Origin of the sequence: Cobetia sp. 29-18-1, assembly GCF_029846405.1 — a bacterium.
GTDB lineage: Bacteria > Pseudomonadota > Gammaproteobacteria > Pseudomonadales > Halomonadaceae > Cobetia > Cobetia amphilecti.
Map to the genome: position 1 here is coordinate 79,473 of NZ_JARWKS010000005.1, position 20,330 is coordinate 99,802.

A 20,330-nucleotide genomic window follows, 5' to 3' on the forward strand; every position below is an offset into this window, starting at 1 on the left:
TACCAGCAAACAGACCACAGACATCAGAACGAAAAGCCCCCTGCAGCACGCTGCAGGGGGCTTTTTCATGCCGCTTTCATGGCTTCCGGGCTGGCGCTATCGAACTGACGCCAGCGATCATATCAGCCCTGCTCGGCGGCACGCTCGCGCAGGCGCGGCGAGAGCAGCTCGCCCACGAGACAGGCTGCCAGGATGACGGCCACGAAATACGGCCAGTCGCCGAATGACAGCTCTGCGACGCCCAGGGCATCGACGAAGATCGCCAGGATGCAGACCGGACTGACATAGCGAATCATGAACAGCCACAGACGATAGCCGGCATCGCTCAGATTCAGCTCATCGCGCAGCATGCTGCTCTTGAAGACGAACCCGGCCAGCAGCGCCATGGCGATGCCACCGATCGGCATCATCCAGCGCGAGGTCAGGTAATCGAGCCAGTCGAAGAAGTGCTTGCCGGCCAGTGTCCAGTCCGCGCCGAAATTGAACGACAGCATCGCGAACATCGCCACCAGCCACAGCACACTGCCGGCCAGCCACGAGGCCTTGGTGCGGCTCATGTTGCGGTTCTCGCTCAGCCAGGCGACGGTCGCCTCGATCATCGAGATGGCGGAGGTCAGGGCGGCGATCGAGAGCATGGCGAAGAACAGCACCCCGAACAGCTGTCCGAAGGGCATCTGATTGAAGGCCACCGGCAGACTCATGAAGATCAGCCCCGGCCCGGAGGACGGGTCCATGCCATTGGCGAAGATAATCGGGAAGATCGCCAGTCCCGCCATCAGCGCCACCAGGGTATCGGCGATCGCCACCGTGAAGGTGGTGCGGGCGATGGAAGTGCCCGACGGCAGGTAGGAGCCGTAGGTGAGGATGGCACCGGAGGCCAGCGACAGGGTAAAGAAGGCATGCCCCAGCGCGGCCAGCACCCCCTCGCTGCTCAAGCGCGTGACATCGAAATCGAACAGGAAGTGCAAGCCTGCCGAGAAGTTGCCCGAGGTCAGGGCATAGCCGATCATGATCAGCAGCATGATCACCATGCCCGGCATCATCCAGCGCACGCTCTTCTCGACGCCTTCCTGCACCCCGCGGCCGACGATCAGCATCGTCACCACCGTCACCAGCGTGGCCCAGCCACCCAGCGCCCAGGGGTTGGCGTTGCCGGCCTCGAAGATGGCGCCCAGCTCCGCGACGCTGTGTCCGGACAGCGCGCCACTGGCCATCTTCCACAGGTAACTGAACGACCACCCCGCCACCACGACATAGAACGACAGGATCATGAAGCCGGCCAGCATCGCGATCCAGCCGAAGACCTTCCACAACGGACTGGCCCCCGCTTCACGCGCCAGATTGGCAATCGCCTCGATGGGGCTGCCGCGCCCGCGCCGCCCGAAGGCGATCTCCGCCATCATCACGGGCACGCCCACGGCGAGGATGCAGGCCAGATACACCAGCACGAAGGCGCCCCCGCCGTACTCACCGGTGATATAGGGAAACTTCCAGATATTGCCCAGCCCTACCGCGGAACCGGTTGCTGCAAGGATGAAGCCCCAGCGACTGATCCAGAGATTCTTGGGTTGCTGTCTTGCCGTCATGGAATACCTTACGAGTTATTGTTGTGAGCCAGTGGTGATCGACGCAACGCCTGGCCGCCTTGGGTGCTCACACAGACCATTTTACTGATATGAAGCAGGTTCGTCCGCGATTCCCATCGAAAATCACCACGATTCCCTCAGAATTCCTCTGCGAAACCGCCATCACCACACGACGGCAATCACTCTACATTAGATGCTTCAAATTGGTAACATTTGAAACGATGCCTGCTTCCCAAGCCTGACAAGCAACCTCGCCTGAGACGCACCGCGCCGCAAAAGGACCCGACATCACCGCATCACTGGAGTAGGCTCATGCAAGAGACGCCGACCAGAACGCTCTGGCTAGAGAGTGCTGGGCTAGAGAGGACTGGGCCAGAGAGTGCTAAGCCTGAGAGTGCCTGGCCAGAGAGCGTCGGGACAAAGAGCGCCCGGGCTCACCCAGCAGCGCAGACAAGGAGTCGTCATGCATCGTCAATTCGCGGTTATCGGACTGGGTTATTTCGGCAGCACCGTCGCGCGGGAGCTCAGGCGCCATGATCATGAAGTGCTCGGCGTGGATGCCGATGAGAAGCGCCTAAATGCCGTGGCAGACCTGCTCAACCAGGCCGTGATCGCGGACCCCACCGATGAACATGCCCTGCAGGAGCTGGGGCTTGAGCAGTACGACGCCGTCCTGATCGATCTGGCCGACTCGATGGAACAGAGCCTGATCTGCGCGCTGCTGGCCAAGGAGCTCGGCGCCAGGGAGCTGTGGGTCAAGGCCACCTCGGATGCACACCACAAGCTGCTCAGCCGTCTGGGTGTCGACCACATCGTGCATCCCGAGTACGACCTGGGCGTGCGCGTGGCGGAAAGCCTCGCCTACCATGCCATGGTCGACTTCATCCATCTCGGCGATCACCAGTTCGTGGTCGAGCTGGAGGTCAGCGCACGACTGGGCGATGACTGCCAGCAGCTCGATCAGCTGCCCATCGATGACGACATCAGCGTGATCGCGCTGCGCAAGGGCAAGACCCTCGATCGCCAACCCTCTGGCAGCACGCGACTGGCCGCCGGCGATCACCTGGTTCTGATCGGCGAGCTGAGCGCGCTACGCAAGTTGGGAGCACATCTATGAGGCAGCGCTACCGGCGCTATCTCCGCCCCCTGACCCGCAGCCCACGCGGGCCCATCATCCATCTGTCGCCGCCGGAGATTCTGCTGAGCGGCTTTCTGGGCCTCGGCATGCTGGGCGCCTGCCTGCTGAAACTGCCCGGCATGCACCAGCAAGGGCTGAGCTGGCTGTCGGCGCTGTTCACCGCGACCTCTGCCGTCACGGTCACCGGCCTCTCCGTCACTCCGCTCAGCGACTTCACCCTCGCGGGCCAGACCGTCGTGCTGATACTGATCCAGCTCGGTGGACTCGGCTTCATGACCATCGCCGCCCTGTCGCTGGTGATGCTGGGCCAGCGCCTGCCGATGCATCAGACCAGCCTGCTGCGCGAGGCGCTCAATCGCAGCAGCTCACGCGAGATAGGCCGCCTGCTCAAGATCATCACCGCCTTTGCGCTGACGCTCGAGCTGGCAGGTGCCTCCTTGCTGGCGTTGGACTGGGTGCCCGAGTACGGCTGGCAGGAGGGGCTCTGGCTGAGCCTCTTCCACTCGGTCTCGGCCTTCAACAATGCCGGCTTCACCCTGTGGCCGGACAGCCTGATGCGCGAGGCGGCCAATCCCCTGACCAGCAGCGTGATCGGCATTCTGTTCATGACCGGCGGCATCGGCTTTGCCGTCATCGGCGAGCTGCGCGAGCGGCGGCGCCAACATGGCTGGCGCGTATTGCTGCAGCCGTCACGCTTCTCGGTGCAGACACGCCTGGTGATCGAGGCCACCGTGGCGCTCAACCTGCTGAGTCTGGTGGTGATACTGGCGCTTGAGTGGCGCAACCCCGGCACGCTGGGCGCCATGGCCAGTCATGGCGAACGCTTGCTCGCCGCTGCCTTCATGGCCATCACACCGCGCACCGCCGGGTTCAGCGTCATCGAATCCGCCGAGATGACACAAGCCTCGACCCTGTGGACCATGGCGTTGATGTTCATCGGCGGCGGCAGCGGCTCGACGGCCAGCGGCATCAAGCTGACCACCTTCGTGGTGCTGCTGCTGACCACGCGCGCCTTTCTGCGCAGCGAGCCCTCCCCCACCCTGCACGGCCGCCGCATCGGCGATGACACCGTCTTCAAGTCGATCGCCGTGGCACTGGCGGCGATGCTGCTGATCTTCAGCATGCTGTTCGGCCTGACCATCACCGACCCGGACCACGCCTTTCTGTCGCTGGCCTTCGAGACCGTCTCGGCCTTCGGCACCGTCGGCCTGAGCCACGGCCTGACGCCCGAGCTCTCGCCCGGCGGGCAATTGCTGATCATCGCGACCATGCTGCTGGGCCGCACCGGACCACTCGCCCTCGGCTACCTGCTGGCGACCCGCAGCCGCCCCGGCATCAGCTATGCGCGTACCGAGCTTTCGATCGGCTGATGACGCACAGCGATAACACAAGAAACGACGCCTCAGAACGACGCCTCAGAACGACGAAAGCCCCGACGCAGGGCGTCGGGGCTTTCGTGAGCATGGTCACCCGCTCAGGGAGCGGCGGGTGAGGTCAGGCAATGACCTCAGTGATCATCATCATGATCATCGTGGTCATCATGCTCTTCAAGACGCTGATGTGCGTGCGTCTCGCCGTCGTACTCATCCACTCGGGCCTTGAGCTTCTGACCTGGGCGGAATGTCACCACGCGACGCGCGGAGATCGGAATCTCCTCGCCTGTCTTGGGATTGCGCCCCGGACGTTCGCGCTTGTCACGTAGATCGAAGTTGCCGAAACCGGACAGCTTCACCTGTTCATTTTCCCGCAGGCAACCGCGAATCTCGTCGAAGAATACCTCTACCATCGACTTGGCTTCGCGCTTGGACATGCCGAGTTCTGCGTGCAGATGCTCGGCAAGTTCCGCCTTGGTCAACGCTCCCATGTCCGCTCCCTCGTTCAAGTGGCGACTCATGCTCTCAGCGCCGCCCCGAAACGTGTTTGGCCATCGGTGACGATCGCATCGACTAACTGATTGATTTCCTCATCATTCAGCGTGCGCGAAGGATGCTGCCAGGTCAAGCCCAGGGCGAGCGACTTGTGACCATCGGCTACCCCCTGCCCCTGATAGACGTCAAACAGGCGCAGGTCCGTCAGCCATTCACCGGCTTGCGAGCGGATGGCGTCGAGCAGCGACTGCACGTGAACGCCCTCTTCGACCACGAAGGCCAGGTCGCGACGCACTTCCGGATACCTGGAGAGCGGCGCGAAGCGCGGCAGACGGCCCGCGCAGGCAGAGGCCAGCGTGATCTCGAACACGAACACCTCGACCTTCAGGCCAAGCTCGGCGCGCGCCGCCGGGTGCAGGGCACCCATCCAGCCCGCCGGCTCACCATTGAAGAACAGCTGAGCGCACTGGCCCGGGTGCAGTGCCGGATGCTCGGCGGCTTCGAAGCGCCAGGCATCCAGATTGCCGCCCAGTGCCAGCAGTGCCTCGACATCGCCCTTGAGATCGAAGAAGTCGACCTTGTCACGACCGCCATTCCAGCCTTCCGGCAGACGTGCACCGGTGATCAGGCCGCCGATCATCGGCGTCTGCTCGAGGGAGGCCAGCTCACCTCGGAACACGAGCCCGGTCTCGAACAGGCGCACGCGCGACTGCTGACGATTGAGGTTGTGGCTCAGCGCCTTGACCAGCCCCGGCAGCAGTGAGCTGCGCATCACGGCCATGTCGCTGGAAATCGGGTTGGCCAGTGCCGGCGCCACCCCGTGCGGGTCCAGCGTCTTCTGCAGCTCAGGGGCGACGAAGCTGTAGCTGATCGCTTCCTGATAGCCCCGCGCCACCAGCTGACGACGCAGGCTGGTCAGCGGCTGGGTGGTCTCGTTGGCCACGGCCGGCGCCAGACGCGCGTTCGGACGGCTGACCGGCAGATTGTTGTAGCCGTGGATGCGTGCCAGCTCTTCGATCAGATCAGCCTCGATGCTGACATCGAAACGCCAGCTCGGCACCGTCACCTGCCATTGGCTATCGCCATTCGCGGCGACCTGCATGCCTAGACGCTCGAGAATCTCGACGATCTCGTCATCCGGCAGCGCCATGCCCAGCGTGCGCTCGACACTGGCGCCGCTCAGGCTGATGTCGGCGGCCTTGGGCAGCGCTGCGTCGCTTGCGACCTCGATGATCGGGCCCGGCTTGCCGCCGGTGATCTCGAGCAGCAGGGCTGTCGCGCGCTCGATGGCATCACGCTGCAGCTGGGCGTCCACACCACGCTCGAAACGATGCGAGCTGTCGGTGTGCAGGCCGTAGCTGCGCGCCTTGCCAGCGACGCTCAACGGCGCGAAGAAGGCCGACTCGAAGAAGATGTCGCGCGTCTCGGCGTTCACGCCACTGCCTTCGCCGCCCATCACGCCGGCGATGGCCAGCGGCCCCTTCTCGTCGGCGATGACCAGGGTGTCGTCACGCAGCGCGACTTCCTGACCGTCGAGCAGCGTTAGCGGCTCTTCAGCGGCTGCCATGCGCACCTCGATGCCACCGTTCAGACGTGCCAGATCGAAGGCGTGCATCGGCTGGCCGAGTTCGAGCAGCACGTAGTTGGTGACGTCGACGACGGGGTCGATGCTGCGGATACCACTGCGACGCAGACGCTCCTCGAGCCACAGCGGCGAGGTCGCGGCGACATTGACGTCACGCACGACACGTCCCAGATAGCGCGGGCACGCCTCTGGCGCGCTGACGGTGACCGGGAAGGTATCGTCGATCTGGGCGGCGACCGGCTCGATGCTCGGCGCCGTGACGGCGAGACGGTTGAGCACGCCGACTTCGCGCGCCAGACCCTTGACGCTCAGGCAGTCGCCGCGGTTCGGGGTCAGATCGACCTCGATGGCGTTGTCGTCAAGATTCAGGAAGTCACGGGCATCACGGCCCACCGGCGCATCCGCGGCCAGCACCATGATGCCGTCGGAGGCTTCGGCTTCAAGGCCCAGCTCGGAGGCACCACAGATCATGCCGCGGGATTCGACACCGCGCAGCTTGGCCTTGCGAATCTTGAAGTCGCCCGGCAGCTTGGCGCCGACCTGAGCGAAGAGCACCTTCTGGCCAGCGGCGACATTCGGCGCGCCACAGACGACCTGCACCAGTGCACCACTGCCATCATCCACCTGGCAGACATTGAGGCGATCAGCCTCCGGGTGCGGTTGCTTGTCCTTGACCTCGGCCACGACCACACCGGTGAACTCACCGGCGACCGCTTCGATACCATCGACTTCCAGACCGGCCATGGTGACCTGATCGGCCAGCTGCTGGGTGTTCAGTTCCGGCGACACCCACTCACGCAGCCACTGTTCGGAAAATTTCATCTTGCTGTCCTGTTCCGTAAGTTCACGCCCTCAAGGCGCGATACGTGAATGAGTGCCTAGCTGAACTGGCGAAGGAAACGCAGGTCATTCTCGAAGAACAACCGCAGGTCGTTGACGCCGTAACGCAGCATCGCCAGACGCTCCGCGCCCATGCCGAAGGCGAAGCCGCGGAAGCGCTCGCTATCGATACCGGAGTGACGGAAGACTTCCGGGTGCACCATGCCGCACCCCATCACCTCGAGCCAGCCGGTGTGGGAGCAGACACGACAGCCGTCACCGGCACACATCACGCACTGGATATCGACTTCAGCGGACGGTTCGGTGAACGGGAAGTAGGACGGACGGAAGCGCACTTCCAGGTCATCACGCTCGAAGAAGGCATGCAGGAACTCTTCGACGGTGCCCTTGAGGTCGGCGAAGCTGACATTCTCGTCGACCAGCAGACCCTCGACCTGGTGGAACATCGGGGTGTGGGTCAGATCGGAGTCGCAGCGATAGACGCGACCCGGGCAGACGATGCGCAGCGGCGGCTCACTGGCCTTCATGCTGCGTACCTGCACCGGTGAGGTGTGAGTGCGCAGAAGACGCGTGGCATCGAAATAGAAGGTGTCATGCATCGCGCGCGCCGGGTGATGCGACGGGATGTTCAGCGCTTCGAAGTTGTGATGGTCATCTTCGATTTCCGGCCCTTCAGCGACACCGTAACCGATGTGCGAGAAGAAGCTTTCGATACGCTCAAGCGTGCGGGTGACCGGGTGCAGGCCGCCTACCGGCTCACCACGGCCCGGCAGGGTCACATCGACGCGCTCGGCGGCAAGACGCGCATTGAGCGCCGCCGTTTCCAGCGTATTGCGACGTGCATCCAACTCGCCACTCAGCAGCTGCTTGGCTTCGTTGATGGTCTCACCGGCCTTGGGACGCTCTTCGGGGGACAGCTTGCCGAGGCCCTTGAGCAGTGCGGTGATCTCGCCCTTCTTGCCGAGAAAACGTACCCGTACCTCGTCGAGGGTCTGGACGTCTTCGGCCGCCTGGATCGCGGTGCGTGCTTCGTCCACCAGGGTGGAAAGATGTTCCATCCGTTCAGCTCCGATCGCTTGAGTCACTGGCGCGGCAATGTCCGCCACCAATGGAAGTCGCGCCGACCCGAAGGTCGGCAGGGAGAGCGCTCCGCCTGCGGTGAGTCACACAGACGATCGCGCCCTTGCCAGAGACCGGCCCACAACGCGGCCAATCCCGTTCATGTCGCTGCTGACCCACCGCCGGTTCTCTGACGGCAGGCCAAACAAAAACAGGGGAAGAGCGGCTGCTCTTCCCCTGTGACGTAACACGTCATCTCGATACCGCCTGAGTTGTCCAATGCAAGCATTCGACAGTCACGGCCCGATTCGCCACCTGAGCGGCTCGCCGGGACTGGGCGACATCTGATCCGGTCACTTACTGAGCAGCCTTGGCCTTCTCGACGATGGCAGCAAAGGCAGCTTTTTCGTGAACCGCGATATCGGCGAGGACCTTGCGGTCGATCTCGATATTGGCCTTCTTCAGGCCAGCGATGAAGCGGCTGTAGGACATGCCATTGATGCGGGCCGCAGCGTTGATACGCGCGATCCACAGGGCACGGAACTGACGCTTGCGGACACGACGGTCACGGTAAGCGTACTGGCCGGCCTTGATGACAGCCTGCTTGGCTACGCGGAAGACGCGTGAACGCGCTCCGTAGTAACCCTTGGCCTGCTTCATGATCTTCTTGTGACGGCGACGTGCGACGACGCCACGCTTGACGCGGGACATAGCGTACTCCTGATATTAAGAAAGTTGGACCGAGGTAAGGACGGCTTACAGGTTCGGCAGCATGCGCTGGATCAGCGCCTTGTCTGCAGCGTGAACCTGCTTCATGCCACGCAGCTGACGCTTACGCTTGGTCGACTTCTTGGTCAGGATGTGGCTACGGAAGGACTGCTTGTGCTTGAAGCCGTTGGCAGTCTTCTTGAAGCGCTTGGCAGCGCCGCGGTTAGTCTTGATCTTCGGCATGAGTATTAACTCCGCTCGGTTTCTTGAGAAAATCCAGGGCCGACAAAAAGAGCCACGCCCGCAGGCGTGACCCTGATATGTCCGTTTTACTGCCTATGGATCACTTCTTTTTCGGCGCGAGAATCATGATCATCTGACGGCCTTCCATTTTCGGGAAGGACTCGACGGTCACGAGCTCCGAGAGGTCGCCGGCGATCCGTTCCATCAGCTTGCGGCCGATGTCCTGGTGCGCCATTTCGCGACCACGGAAGCGCAAGGTTACCTTACCCTTGTCTCCGCCTTCGATGAAGCGAGTCAGGTTGCGTAGCTTGACCTGATAATCGCCTTCATCGGTACCAGGACGGAATTTGACTTCCTTAACCTGGATCTGTTTCTGCTTCTTCTTCTGCAGATTCTTCTGTTTCTTCTCGTCGAAAAGAAACTTGCCGTAATCCATGATCTTGCAGACGATGGGGTCGGCATTGGAAATCTGGACGAGGTCGAGCCCTGCCTCTTCGGCCTTGACAAGCGCATCTTTGGTTGACACTACGCCAACCTGCTCGCCATCTGCGTCGATGAGGCGGACTTCGTCCGCACGAATACGGTCATTGATGGGAGCCCGCTTTTCCTGGGGGCGTCCGCGCTGATTATTCCGCTTGATCGTTGCGTCTCCGTTTGGCTGAAATTCGTTACTGTCAGACCTGTTCTTCCTTCAGGCGTTCCATGAATTCTGAAACTTTCATGGTGCCGAGGTCTTCACCGGAACGGGTTCTGACAGCTACTGCATCAGCTTCCACTTCCTTGTCGCCAACGACGATGAGGTAAGGAACCTTCTGCAGAGTATGCTCACGGATTTTAAAGCCGATCTTCTCGTTCCTCAAGTCTGCTTTGACACGGATGTCATGTTTCTCGAGGCGGGAGACCAGATCCTTGGCATATTCTGCCTGGGAATCCGTGATATTCATTACGACAACCTGCTCCGGGGCGAGCCAGAATGGCATCGCGCCTGCGTGGTGCTCGATCAGGATGCCGAGGAAGCGCTCGAAGGAGCCGAGAATCGCGCGGTGCAACATGACCGGCATGCGACGCTCTCCACTTTCATCGACAAACTGGGCACTGAGACGCTCAGGCAGATTGAAGTCGAGCTGTAGAGTACCACACTGCCAGACACGATTCAGACAATCTCGCAGAGAGAATTCAATCTTTGGTCCATAGAAGGCACCCTCACCCGGCTGCAGCTCCCACGGCAGGCCAGTCGCATCCAGTGCTGCCTGCAGGCCGGCTTCGGCCTTGTCCCACGCTTCCGGCTCACCGATGAAGGATTCCGGACGGGTGGAGAGCTTCAGTTCGACGTCTTCGAAGCCGAACTGACGGTAGACTTCCAGCGTCAGACGGATGAAGTCCTCGGCCTCGGACTCGACCTGATTCTCGGTACAGAAGATGTGGGCGTCATCCTGGGTGAAGCCACGCACGCGCATCAGGCCATGCAGAGAGCCGGACGGCTCGTTGCGGTGGCAGGAGCCGAACTCGGCCAGACGCAGCGGCAGGTCACGGTAGCTCTTCAGGCCCTGATTGAAGACCTGGACGTGACACGGGCAGTTCATCGGCTTGACCGCGTACTCACGCTTCTCGGACTCGGTGGTGAACATCAGCTCGTTGTAATGTCCCCAGTGCCCGGACTTCTTCCACAGCGAAAGATCGACCACCTGCGGCGTCTTGATCTCCTGGTAGCCATTGGCACGCTGGATACGACGCATGTACTGCTCGAGCACCTGGTACATGGTCCAGCCATTCGGGTGCCAGAACACCATGCCCGGCGCTTCTTCCTGCATATGGAAGAGGTCCAGCTTCTTGGCCAGCTTGCGGTGATCGCGCTTCTCGGCTTCCTCGAGACGCTTGAGGTAGGCCTTGAGCTGCTTCTTGTCCGGCCAGGCGGTGCCATAGATGCGGGTCAGCATCGGCTTGGTGGAATCACCACGCCAGTAGGCACCGGCCAGCTTGAGCAGCTGGAAGTGCTTGAGGTGACGGGTATTCGGCACGTGCGGGCCGCGGCACATGTCGGTGTATTCTTCATGGTGGTAAAGGCGGATGGTGTCGCCTTCGCCGATGCCCTCGATGATCTCCTGCTTGTACGGCTCATCGCGCTTCTCGAAGGCGGCCATGGCCTGGTCACGCGAGACATACTCACGCACCACATCGTACTCGCTGTCGATCAGCTGCTTCATGCGCTTCTCGATGGTCTCGAGATCTTCCGGGGTGATCGAGCGGCCAAAGTCGATGTCGTAATAGAAACCGTCATCGATGACCGGGCCGATGGCCATCTTGGCCTCCGGGTAGAGCTGCTTGACGGCATGACCGATCAGGTGCGCGCAGGAGTGACGAATCACGTCCAGGCCTTCCGCATCACGCGCCGTGAGAATGGCGACGTTGGCGTCTTCGGTGATCATGTCAGCGGCATCGACCTCGACGCCATTGATCTTGCCGGCCACGCAGGCCTTGGCAAGACCGGGGCCGATGGACTCGGCCAGCTGCATCACGGAAATCGGGGTATCGAAGGTACGCTGGCTGCCGTCAGGCAGAGTAACGATAGGCATGAAGAATTCCTTGCGTTCAGTGGTGGCCCTTACCAAGGGTCACGTGAAGCGAATTTGGCCGAACGCGGAACGTCGGCTCGAAATGGGGGCAATGACGATCACGCCCCTCACGCTACTGACCCCGGCCTACAATGCCTGGGGCGCCGCCCACTGCCCCATGATGATCGAGCGACCAGTCAGGGTGTGGACACATAACGCGGGAACATGAACGAGGCAAGACCTTAGCAGCCCGTTCAAAAGTCGTAAAGATACGCTTGAGCCACTGAAGACCATGCACGACACGAACGCAGACGGGGCGCCCTGAGGCGCCCCGTCTGATTCAGCTTACCGCGTTCGGCTTACTTGACTTCAGCAAGCTCGACACGACGGTTTTCGGCACGGCCTGCAGCGGTATCGTTGCTGGCGACCGGCTGCTCTTCACCGTAACCCACAGTCTGGATACGGTTGGCGCCAACACCTTCGGAAGCCAGGTAGGCCTTCACGGAGTCAGCACGCTTCTGGGACAGCTGCTTGTTGTAGGAGTCAGAACCCACGGAGTCAGTGTGACCTTCGACGCGAACGCGGACGTTCTCGTTGGAGACCAGCTTGGCCGCCACACCGTTCAGCACTTTCTCGGCGTTGGCAGTCAGCTTGGCGGAGTCGAACTCGAAGTTCACGTCACGCAGGACGAGGTCAGCGACACAGCCCAGGGCATTGACCTTGGCGCCGGCCGGGGTGTTCGGGCACTGGTCCTGGTAGTCCGGCACGCCGTCACCGTCGGAATCGAGCGGGCAGCCTTTCGCGTCAACAGTGACGCCGGCCGGAGTACCCGGGCACTGGTCCTTGTAGTCAGCAACGCCGTCACCGTCGGTGTCCAGCGGGCAGCCTTTCGCATCAACAGCGACGCCTGCCGGAGTCCCCGGGCATTCGTCACGGTCGTTCGGCACGCCGTCGCCATCGTCGTCCATGGACTTCGGAGCATCGTCAGCACACAGCAGTGCGCCGGCAGTCGCGCCGCCGACAGCACCCAGAGAAGCGCCGGTGTCTTCGTCGCTGTCGCCAGAGACGCCGTAACCAATCCCGCCACCGATCAGGCCACCGGCCAGACCGCAGACGAACGGCTGGCTGTACCAGGGCTTCTCAGCAGATGAAGACTGGGAAGCAGAGCTTGCGCAGCCAGACAGGCCAACAACCAATGCAGAACCCAGAACCAGGCCAGTCGTAGATCTTTTCATGTAAGACTCCTTCTTAACACAGCGCAATATGTAACGAGGGTGTTACGTATCGACTCAGTATAAGAGCCGAACTCGTTACGATGAAAGGAATTTTATTCAAATCTTCCTTTAAGAAGAAAGCACATGCAGGTGCGTCCTTCCAGCTCTGATCGGGTCTGTTTCCCTTGAAAACGGTACCGATCCTCAGGCATACGGTGAAGGAAAACAGTGTTTTTTGCAACGTCGAAAAACTTTGACACTAACTGTATCAGAATGGCGACGCTGTAAAACCCCTGTTTTACTCTCTTCCAAGGTGCTGGCGAACCAGCCCCTCGAAAATCTCGACGCCGGGCGCCAACAGCGTATCAGGAAAATCGTAATCGGGGTGGTGAAGGCCGGGCATTTCCTCACCTGCGCCAAATGTGAACATGGCGGCATGGCAGTCACGTGCCAACACGCCAAAGTCCTCGGACCAGCGATGTGCCTGAGGAAGTTCCACGCAATCAAGCCCTTGCTGTCGTGCCACGCGACGAATCATGTCGTTCGCCTCAGGCGAATTCCAGGTCGCATCGAAGGTGTCACACCAGTCCACGTCGATGCCCAGACGGTCTTCTTCCGCCTCGCTGCGCGCCAGTGACACCGCCGCTTCGGCCAGTGCCTTCATCATGTCATCGCTCTCGGTGCGCAGGGTGACCATCACCTCGGCGTCGCCCGGTGAGGTGCCGAACGCGACCTCGCCCAGGCGCGCATGGATCAGGGTCACCATCGCAAGTCCGGTCTCATCGGCAAATTGCAACGGCAGACGCGACAGGCCTTGCATGATGCGACACATGGCCATCGCCGGGCTGCGACCATTTTCCGGGTGGGCCGCATGTGCACAGAGCCCGGAAAGCCGCACGATCATGCCGCGTGAGGCGCAGGTGAAGGCATGGTCGCGCACGCTGACTTCCCCGAGGGGGCGCCCCGGCAAGTTGTGGCACGAATAGAGATAGTCCGGCTTGAGCGCGGCAAAGGCCTTGCTGCGCACGACGGCGCGCGCGCCTTCGCCGGTTTCCTCGGCGGGCTGGAACAGCAACACCACCTCGCCCCTGGCGACCGGAGACGCCGCCAGGCGCTGCGCCACGCCCAGCATCCAGCTCATGTGGCCGTCATGGCCGCACAGGTGCCCGACATGCGGATGACAGGAGGACCAGTCGCCGCGCGGCGCCTCATCGATGGGCAGCGCATCCAGCTCACAGCGCAGCATGACGCGCGGGCCTGGCTCGGCGCCGCGGAAGATGGCGGCCAGACCATGCCCGCCCAGCCCGCTGACCACCTCGGCGCCGGCCTCCTCCATCCAGCCGGCGATGCAGGCCGCCGTGGCGGCTTCCTGTCCGGAGAGTTCCGGTGAGCGGTGCAGCGCGTGACGCAGCTCGGCCAGCGGCGTGCCCAGCAAGGAAAGTGTCGTGTTCATGCCTGCCTCGTGAAGACTCATCAGACGGCCTGCCCCAGATCTGCTGGCGAAGCGGGACGCTTGCGCCCCAGGTAATGCTGATGCCAGAACTCCATGTTGCTCAGCACGCGACTCGCCGCCAGCTGCAGCGGCTCCGCCAGCGCTTCCTCGACGGCGATGCGCTCCTTGTCTTCGGCCAGACGCTCACGCGGCGACAGCTCCTTGCGCGCCGAATGGGTATGCAGGTGTGAGACCCGCCCATGCAGGACACCGAAGACCGAGAGCACGTCATCTTCGGCCAGACTGGTATCGAGAATCTCGATCAACACCTTGCAGCGCAGACCGCCTTCCACCATGTCGACCTGCCCGGCCTGCATGGCGCGTGCGATGGCTTCGAGGCTTTCCAGACAGTTGGCGCGCGCCTGGATGAGCTCTTGCTCGCGACGCGCCTCACGCACCTTGACCTCGCGGCGCAGCTTGAGGGCATAGAACGCCAATCCCGCGATGATGATGATCGCGATGACGGCCAGAATGATGCTGATAGTCAGGGACATGCCTTTCTCCTGCGGTAAACAAGCCATGAGTATAGGGACTGCACACGCGACACCCAAGGCGGGGCACTGCGACCGATGACCACGTAGCCCACCCTCGCCCACGCCTTGCGTCAACAAAAGGCCCCGCATCAGGGATACGGGGCCAGTCGTGTCATTCACTCTTGCACGCTTTTCTCTGTCGCACTCATGCTTCGTCCGGCACGCGAGCGGTCAATCTGTCAGCGCGTACCTTCACCGCCCCGCCATCAAGGCCTCGAAGCTGGCCTTGAGCTTGAGATTCTGCGCTTGATGCGAGTAATTGCATGCCAGACTGGCCAGCGCAGCGCTCAGCGCTTGCGTATCGCTCTCGAGCAGATGGGTGCAGCGCTCGGCCCACTGCTGTGGTGTGGACTCTGCCGCCATGACCAGCTCAGGGTAATCATCGAGCAACTCGGCCGAGCCGACCCGCGCATTGAGCAGCACCGGCGCACCACAGGCCATCGCCTCCAGCGCGACACGCCCGAACTCCTCGATATGGGCCGGCATCACGAACAGGTCCAGCGCACCATAGAGCGTCTCGACCTCGGGAATGGTCGAGCGCCAGATCATGCGCTCGGCGATGCCCGCCTCCCTGGCCTGCTGCTGGTAAGGCGCGGCATCATCCTTGCCTACCACCAGGAAGCGATAGCGGCCCGGTGAGGCCTGCTCCATCAGTGCCGCCATCGCCACGAAGCCGGCCACGTTGCGCTTGGTGAAGTTGCCGGATGACACCAGACCGACCAGCAGCTCATCCTCGGCCACGCCCAATGCCTCACGCTGGGCGGTGCGCCCTGCGCGCGCACGCTCGACCGTGAATTGCTCCGGATCATAGCCCGGGTAGCTGATCTCGATCCGCTCAGACGCGATACCGTAGCGCGCCATCAGATCCTCGCCCATCATGCGCGAATTGACCGCGACCTGACGGAACTTGCCACCCTTGAGCACGTGATCATGAATCGCCGCCACTTCGTGGTCGCGAGGCAGCTCACGGCCATGGATGCACTGCGAGGCAAGGTGCACGCAATTGTGCAGATAGACGGTATCCGGGCTTTCGCAGTCACCATGACTGATCAGCAGGTCGGGCGCATGACGGCTGGCCCAGGCCTGAACACGACGATTGAACCAGAAACGTCGATACGCCCCCTTGAAGGGCCACCGCCACAGGCGCACCAGCTCCGCGCCGTGGGAGCGAGCCAGTTCAGGCTTGCCGCGCTCGGCGAGAATCACCACGCGATAGCCCAGCGCGCGCAACGCATCCGCCTGCTCGAAGGCATTGCGGCTGGCACCGGTATTCTTCTCGACCTGACGAATGGCGATCGCGGCCAGCTTGCCTGCACCAGTGCTCACGACGCCTCCTGCACGCGGCGCATGGAGTCACCGCGACCGACCGCGTAGTACATCAGGCCAGCGGCCTTCATGGCGGCGGGCTCGAACAGGTTGCGGCCATCGACCACTACCGGGAAGCCAAGCTGCGCCTTGAGCCACTCGCCATCCAGGGTGCGGAATTCCTTCCACTCGGTGCACACCACCAGTGCATCGGCGCCCTTGACCGCCTGCTGACGGTCCGCGACCAGCACCAGGTCGTCGCGCTCGCCGTAGATGCGGCGGCATTCCTTCATGGCCTCCGGATCATAGGCCTGCACGGTCGCACCAGCGGCCCACAGCGCTTCCATCAGCGTGCGACTCGGCGCGTCACGCATGTCATCGGTGTTGGGCTTGAAGGCCAGACCCCAGACGGCGATGGTCTTGCCCTTGAGGTCGCCATCGAAAGCCCGCGACAGCTTGTCGAACAGCGTGACCTTCTGGCGCTTGTTGACGGACTCGACCGCAGTCAGCAGCTCGGCGTCATAACCGACCTGACTGGCAGTACGCGCCAGTGCCTGGACGTCCTTCGGGAAGCAGGAACCGCCATAGCCACAACCGGGATAGATGAAGTGGTAGCCGATACGCGGGTCACTGCCGATGCCGCGACGCACCTCCTCGATGTCCGCACCCAGGCGTTCGGCCAGGTTGGAAATCTCGTTCATGAAGCTGATCTTGGTCGCCAGCATGGCGTTGGCGGCGTACTTGGTCAGCTCGGCGGCGCGCACATCCATGAACATCAGCTTTTCATGGTTGCGGTTGTAGGGCGCGTAGCATTCGCGCATGCGCTCACGCACCTTCTCGGAATCGGTGCCGACCACGATGCGCGCGCCACGCGTGAAGTCCTCCAGCGCCGCGCCTTCCTTGAGAAATTCCGGGTTGGAGCAGACATCGAAGTCGACACTTTCGCCGCGCTCGGCAAGCACTTCGGCGACTCGCGCCGTGACGCGGTCTGCCGTACCCACCGGCACGGTGGACTTGTCGATGATGACCTTGTAGTCATTCATGTGCTCGCCGATGGTGCCGGCCACCGCAAGCACGTACTTGAGGTCGGCGCTGCCGTCTTCATCCGGCGGTGTGCCCACGGCGATGAACTGCAGCACGCCGTGCTCGACGGCCTGACGGGCGTCAGTGGTGAAGTTGAGACGGCCGGCCTCGACATTGCGCAGCACCATGCTCTCCAGCCCCGGCTCGAAGATGGGGATCTCGCCTTGCTTGAGGCCATCGATCTTGGCCGCATCAACGTCCATGCAGATCACGTCATGGCCGACATCGGCCAGACAGGTGCCAGTCACCAGGCCTACGTAGCCTGTTCCGAAGACAGTGATTTTCATGTCAGTCCTTGAGGGTTTCTGAAGGTAATGAAGCAGGTGACAAGGTGAACGCCGATGAATCCTCCGACGGCGTCACGCGGGAATCCGGCTGCGGGGCTCGCCCGTCGCGTTTCGCGCCCTGCCCGGACATGAACTCCGGGCGCTCCAGCAGCTCGGTGGTCGCCTCGACCGCTTCCTCGAGCTCTTCGGCACCCGGCGCCAGAGGTCGGGAAAGAAAGTCCGACGGCAGGGCTTCATAGAAGTTCAATCGTCCCAGCTGGTCCAGCACCGGATGACGTTCACGTGGCTGATAGCAGACCGCCCAGGGCGACAGGCACGGCTTGTCACCGGAGAAACGGATGCCCAGCCAGTCGCTGGCCAGATAGGGCAGGTCAAAACTGGCGAAAGGCTCATCGGCGTGCGAACGCAGGCGCGTCAGCTCGCGCGCGGGATTGGGCGCCTGCCCCGTCTGCCACAGCCACAGCGGAATGCGGTACGGCGCCTGACTGGGGCGATCACCGCCATGCACATAGGCGTCACTGAGCGGGTCATGCTCGAGGCCGTGGTCCGACAGATAGAGCACGCCAGCGGGTCGCCCCTCGAGGCGCTGGAAGACACCCTCGATCACCTGATCCGTGAAGCGGATGCTGTCATCGTAGGCATCGGTCAGCGGCGAGCGGCTGTCCGGGGTCAGGAAATAGCGCAGTGAATCCGGGTACTGCAGGCTGGCCGGTGGATGGCTGCCGTAGAGATGTAGCACGATCAGCCGCGGCCCCTCGACCTCGCGCGCCAGCGCCTCATCCAGTGCATCCAGCAAGCCATCGTCATAGTCGGTCATGATGGTGCGAGCGACATCGGCACGCTGGGCGATGGCGGTGATCCAGGTGCGCTCGGAAGTGATATCGAGCCCCTGGCGCGACAGCCACTCGGTATGATAGCCGGCCTGATTGGCCAGCGAGATCAGATTGGCGTCCAGGTAGCGCGGCGAGAAGGTCCGCGGGTCGGTCAGACTGGCCAGCATCGGTACCGCCAGCACGGTCTGCGGCGCCGGCGCGATGGCCTGATCGAAGACCACCAGCTCATCGCGACGCGCATCGAGATTCGGCGTCGTGGCGCGGGAATAGCCATACAGCGACAGCTGATCGCGGCGCTGGGATTCGCCGATGATCAGGACGAAGACAGCATCATCCGACACCTCGGGGCTGCGCGAGACGCCACCGAAATCATAGTCATCCGCCATCAGCGCCTTGTAGCGCTCCTTCTCCCACCAGGCATGCGAGGTGGTGGCCAGGTTCCAGCCCGGCGAGACCGACAGCGTCGTGATGGCCAACGGCACGCTGGCACGGCCCCACTGCCAGCTACCGACCAGCAGCATCAGCATCCAGAGCACGAAGGCGATTCCGCTGCGCCCGCCCAGCCGGGCGCGAGCCAGCCCCGCCCCGAAGCGATTGCCCAGCGACAGCGCCAGCAGGAAGAACCCCAGCGGCACGATCAGGGCCAGCGGAAACTTGAACAGCATCGCCATCGATTCGCTGCGGCTGGTATCCAGCGAGCTGAGCGCGAAGGCCAGCCCATAGCGGGAATCGTAATAGACGGCGCTGACCACGCTTGCGGAGAGATTGACGCCCAGCGCCGCCATCAGCCCCAGCGCCGGCCAACGCCAGCGCGGACGATGCAGCGCCGCCAGCAGACACGGCCACAGCAACAGATTGCCGAACAGGATCAGGCCGCCCTCGAGCAGGCCGTGATAGATCAACGGCACCAGACTCGCCAGCAGGGCCAGCGTGATGGCGGAGATCACCCCGGCCCGTTTGCTCGCCTGATCGCTGCGCGCAAACAGGCGACGGACGAGGCGCTGCAGCAGGCCCTTCATGCGCGTCCTCGCCATGACATGAGCGCTTCAGCCCTCACGCGGGCCAATGGATGCACGAGCCGTCGAGCCCCGGCCACCCTCAGACGTCCAGCGCCTGGCGCCAGCGACCATCCGCTTGGCCACAGGCGATGAAGAAGGGATTCACCAGCGTATCGCGGGCGTTGTAGTCCAGACGACGCGGCTGTGCGGGCAATGATTCGGCATCGAAGACCTGGCCGCCGGCCGCTTCCAGCACGGCCTGGGCCGCCGCGGTGTCCCACTCGCTGGTCGGCGCGTAGCGCGGATAGAGATCCGCATTGCCTTCCGCGATGCGACAGAACTTGAGCGAGCTGCCACAGCTGACGTTCTCCACCGGTGTCAGTCGCTCGATCAGCGCCGCCGTGCGCGCATCGAGATGCGACTTGCTCGCCACGACTCTCAATACCTCAGGCTCCGGGCTGACCGTGATCGCGACACGCCCAGTGGCGTCTTCCCGGAAGGCCCCCACACCGGCGAGCCCGCTCCAGGTCGTCTCCAGCACCGGCGCATCCACCACCCCTAGCACGCTGCGCGAACCCTGGATCAGCGCCACGTTGACAGTGTACTCGCCGCTGCCGGTGACGAATTCACGCGTGCCATCCAGCGGGTCGACCAGCCAGAAGGTCTGCCAGTCACGCCGCGCCGCGATATCGGCCTTGTCGCTCTCCTCCGAGAGCACCGGAATCTGCGGCGTCAGACGGGCCAGCCCCTCGACCAACACATGATGCGCCGCCATATCCGCCGCCGTGACGGGGCTGTCATCCGCCTTGGCACGCGTGCCGAGCTCTCCCCCACGGGCAACGGCGAGTATCGCCTGCCCCGCTTCACGGCAAAGCTGTTCAATGGCCGTCAGCAGTTCAAGATCGAGGGTGACATCAGACTGGGTCATGGGGGTCTCGCAGAGAATTCGAAGGAGTCGACACGGGCCCTTCGGCCCGCCGTCATCATACGCAAAAGCGGCCGCGGA

At 62.9% G+C, this 20,330-nt stretch carries 17 protein-coding genes; 2 read left to right on the forward strand and 15 right to left on the reverse strand.

The annotated features are described in order from the left end of the window. Window positions 1-122 precede the first annotated feature (122 nt). A complete protein-coding gene (locus QD208_RS05500) occupies window positions 123-1,586 on the reverse strand; it encodes a sodium-dependent transporter (protein ID WP_279836076.1) in 1,464 nt (487 codons plus the stop codon). Between the two features lie 463 nt (window positions 1,587-2,049). Here QD208_RS05500 and QD208_RS05505 point away from each other — a divergent pair, with 463 nt between their 5' ends. Both QD208_RS05505 and QD208_RS05510 read left to right on the forward strand, forming a co-directional pair. Further along, window positions 2,050-2,703 carry a TrkA family potassium uptake protein gene (locus QD208_RS05505; RefSeq protein WP_043335637.1) on the forward strand — a complete coding sequence of 218 codons (654 nt, stop codon included), beginning with the start codon at window positions 2,050-2,052 and terminating at the stop codon, window positions 2,701-2,703. Beyond that, the gene (locus QD208_RS05510; protein WP_279836077.1) at window positions 2,700-4,094 is read left to right on the forward strand and encodes a potassium transporter TrkG; all 1,395 of its coding nucleotides are present in this window, start codon (window positions 2,700-2,702) and stop codon (window positions 4,092-4,094) included. The genes QD208_RS05505 and QD208_RS05510 overlap by 4 nt, the downstream gene beginning before the upstream one ends. Before the next feature lie 137 nt (window positions 4,095-4,231). Here the strand turns inward: QD208_RS05510 and ihfA are convergent, their stop codons facing one another. From ihfA to cysQ, 14 genes are all read right to left on the reverse strand, one after another. Further along, window positions 4,232-4,588: an integration host factor subunit alpha gene (gene ihfA, locus QD208_RS05515; protein ID WP_107336300.1), complete on the reverse strand. Its 357-nt coding sequence runs from the start codon at window positions 4,586-4,588 to the stop codon at window positions 4,232-4,234. Between the two features lie 26 nt (window positions 4,589-4,614). Beyond that, window positions 4,615-6,999 carry a phenylalanine--tRNA ligase subunit beta gene (pheT, locus tag QD208_RS05520; protein WP_279836079.1) on the reverse strand — a complete coding sequence of 795 codons (2,385 nt, stop codon included), beginning with the start codon at window positions 6,997-6,999 and terminating at the stop codon, window positions 4,615-4,617. 56 nt (window positions 7,000-7,055) lie between these two features. Continuing rightward, entirely contained in the window at window positions 7,056-8,075 is a 1,020-nt protein-coding gene (gene pheS / locus QD208_RS05525; protein ID WP_166018712.1) for a phenylalanine--tRNA ligase subunit alpha, read from the reverse strand. A 358-nt stretch (window positions 8,076-8,433) separates the two neighbouring features. Continuing rightward, a complete protein-coding gene (gene rplT / locus QD208_RS05530; protein ID WP_043335644.1) occupies window positions 8,434-8,787 on the reverse strand; it encodes a 50S ribosomal protein L20 in 354 nt (117 codons plus the stop codon). A 45-nt stretch (window positions 8,788-8,832) separates the two neighbouring features. Beyond that, window positions 8,833-9,027: a 50S ribosomal protein L35 gene (gene rpmI / locus QD208_RS05535; protein ID WP_043335648.1), complete on the reverse strand. Its 195-nt coding sequence runs from the start codon at window positions 9,025-9,027 to the stop codon at window positions 8,833-8,835. A 100-nt stretch (window positions 9,028-9,127) separates the two neighbouring features. Next, window positions 9,128-9,667 carry a translation initiation factor IF-3 gene (gene infC, locus QD208_RS05540; RefSeq protein WP_082388253.1) on the reverse strand — a complete coding sequence of 180 codons (540 nt, stop codon included), beginning with the start codon at window positions 9,665-9,667 and terminating at the stop codon, window positions 9,128-9,130. A gap of 34 nt (window positions 9,668-9,701) precedes the next feature. Continuing rightward, window positions 9,702-11,600, reverse strand: coding sequence for a threonine--tRNA ligase (gene thrS / locus QD208_RS05545; RefSeq protein WP_153636263.1), 1,899 nt, complete (start codon window positions 11,598-11,600; stop codon window positions 9,702-9,704). A 338-nt stretch (window positions 11,601-11,938) separates the two neighbouring features. Continuing rightward, window positions 11,939-12,814, reverse strand: coding sequence for an OmpA family protein (locus tag QD208_RS05550; RefSeq protein ID WP_043335655.1), 876 nt, complete (start codon window positions 12,812-12,814; stop codon window positions 11,939-11,941). A gap of 277 nt (window positions 12,815-13,091) precedes the next feature. Further along, window positions 13,092-14,246, reverse strand: coding sequence for an amidohydrolase (locus QD208_RS05555; RefSeq protein ID WP_153636264.1), 1,155 nt, complete (start codon window positions 14,244-14,246; stop codon window positions 13,092-13,094). Window positions 14,247-14,266: 20 nt separating this feature from the next. After that, window positions 14,267-14,779, reverse strand: a complete 513-nt coding sequence (locus QD208_RS05560; protein ID WP_082388255.1) for a DUF2489 domain-containing protein — start codon at window positions 14,777-14,779, stop codon at window positions 14,267-14,269. Between the two features lie 231 nt (window positions 14,780-15,010). Then, window positions 15,011-16,144: a glycosyltransferase family 4 protein gene (locus tag QD208_RS05565; protein ID WP_153636265.1), complete on the reverse strand. Its 1,134-nt coding sequence runs from the start codon at window positions 16,142-16,144 to the stop codon at window positions 15,011-15,013. Continuing rightward, window positions 16,141-17,493 (reverse strand): UDP-glucose/GDP-mannose dehydrogenase family protein, encoded by a 1,353-nt coding sequence (locus QD208_RS05570; RefSeq protein ID WP_153636266.1) that lies wholly within the window; start codon window positions 17,491-17,493, stop codon window positions 16,141-16,143. Before QD208_RS05570 ends, QD208_RS05565 begins: the two co-directional genes overlap by 4 nt. Window position 17,494: 1 nt before the next feature. Beyond that, on the reverse strand, window positions 17,495-19,345 hold the full coding sequence (locus QD208_RS05575) for a sulfatase-like hydrolase/transferase (protein WP_172978707.1): 1,851 nt from the start codon (window positions 19,343-19,345) through the stop codon (window positions 17,495-17,497). Between the two features lie 79 nt (window positions 19,346-19,424). After that, complete coding sequence (cysQ, locus tag QD208_RS05580; protein WP_107336293.1) at window positions 19,425-20,252, reverse strand: 3'(2'),5'-bisphosphate nucleotidase CysQ; 828 nt, start codon at window positions 20,250-20,252, stop codon at window positions 19,425-19,427. Window positions 20,253-20,330: the final 78 nt, after the last annotated feature.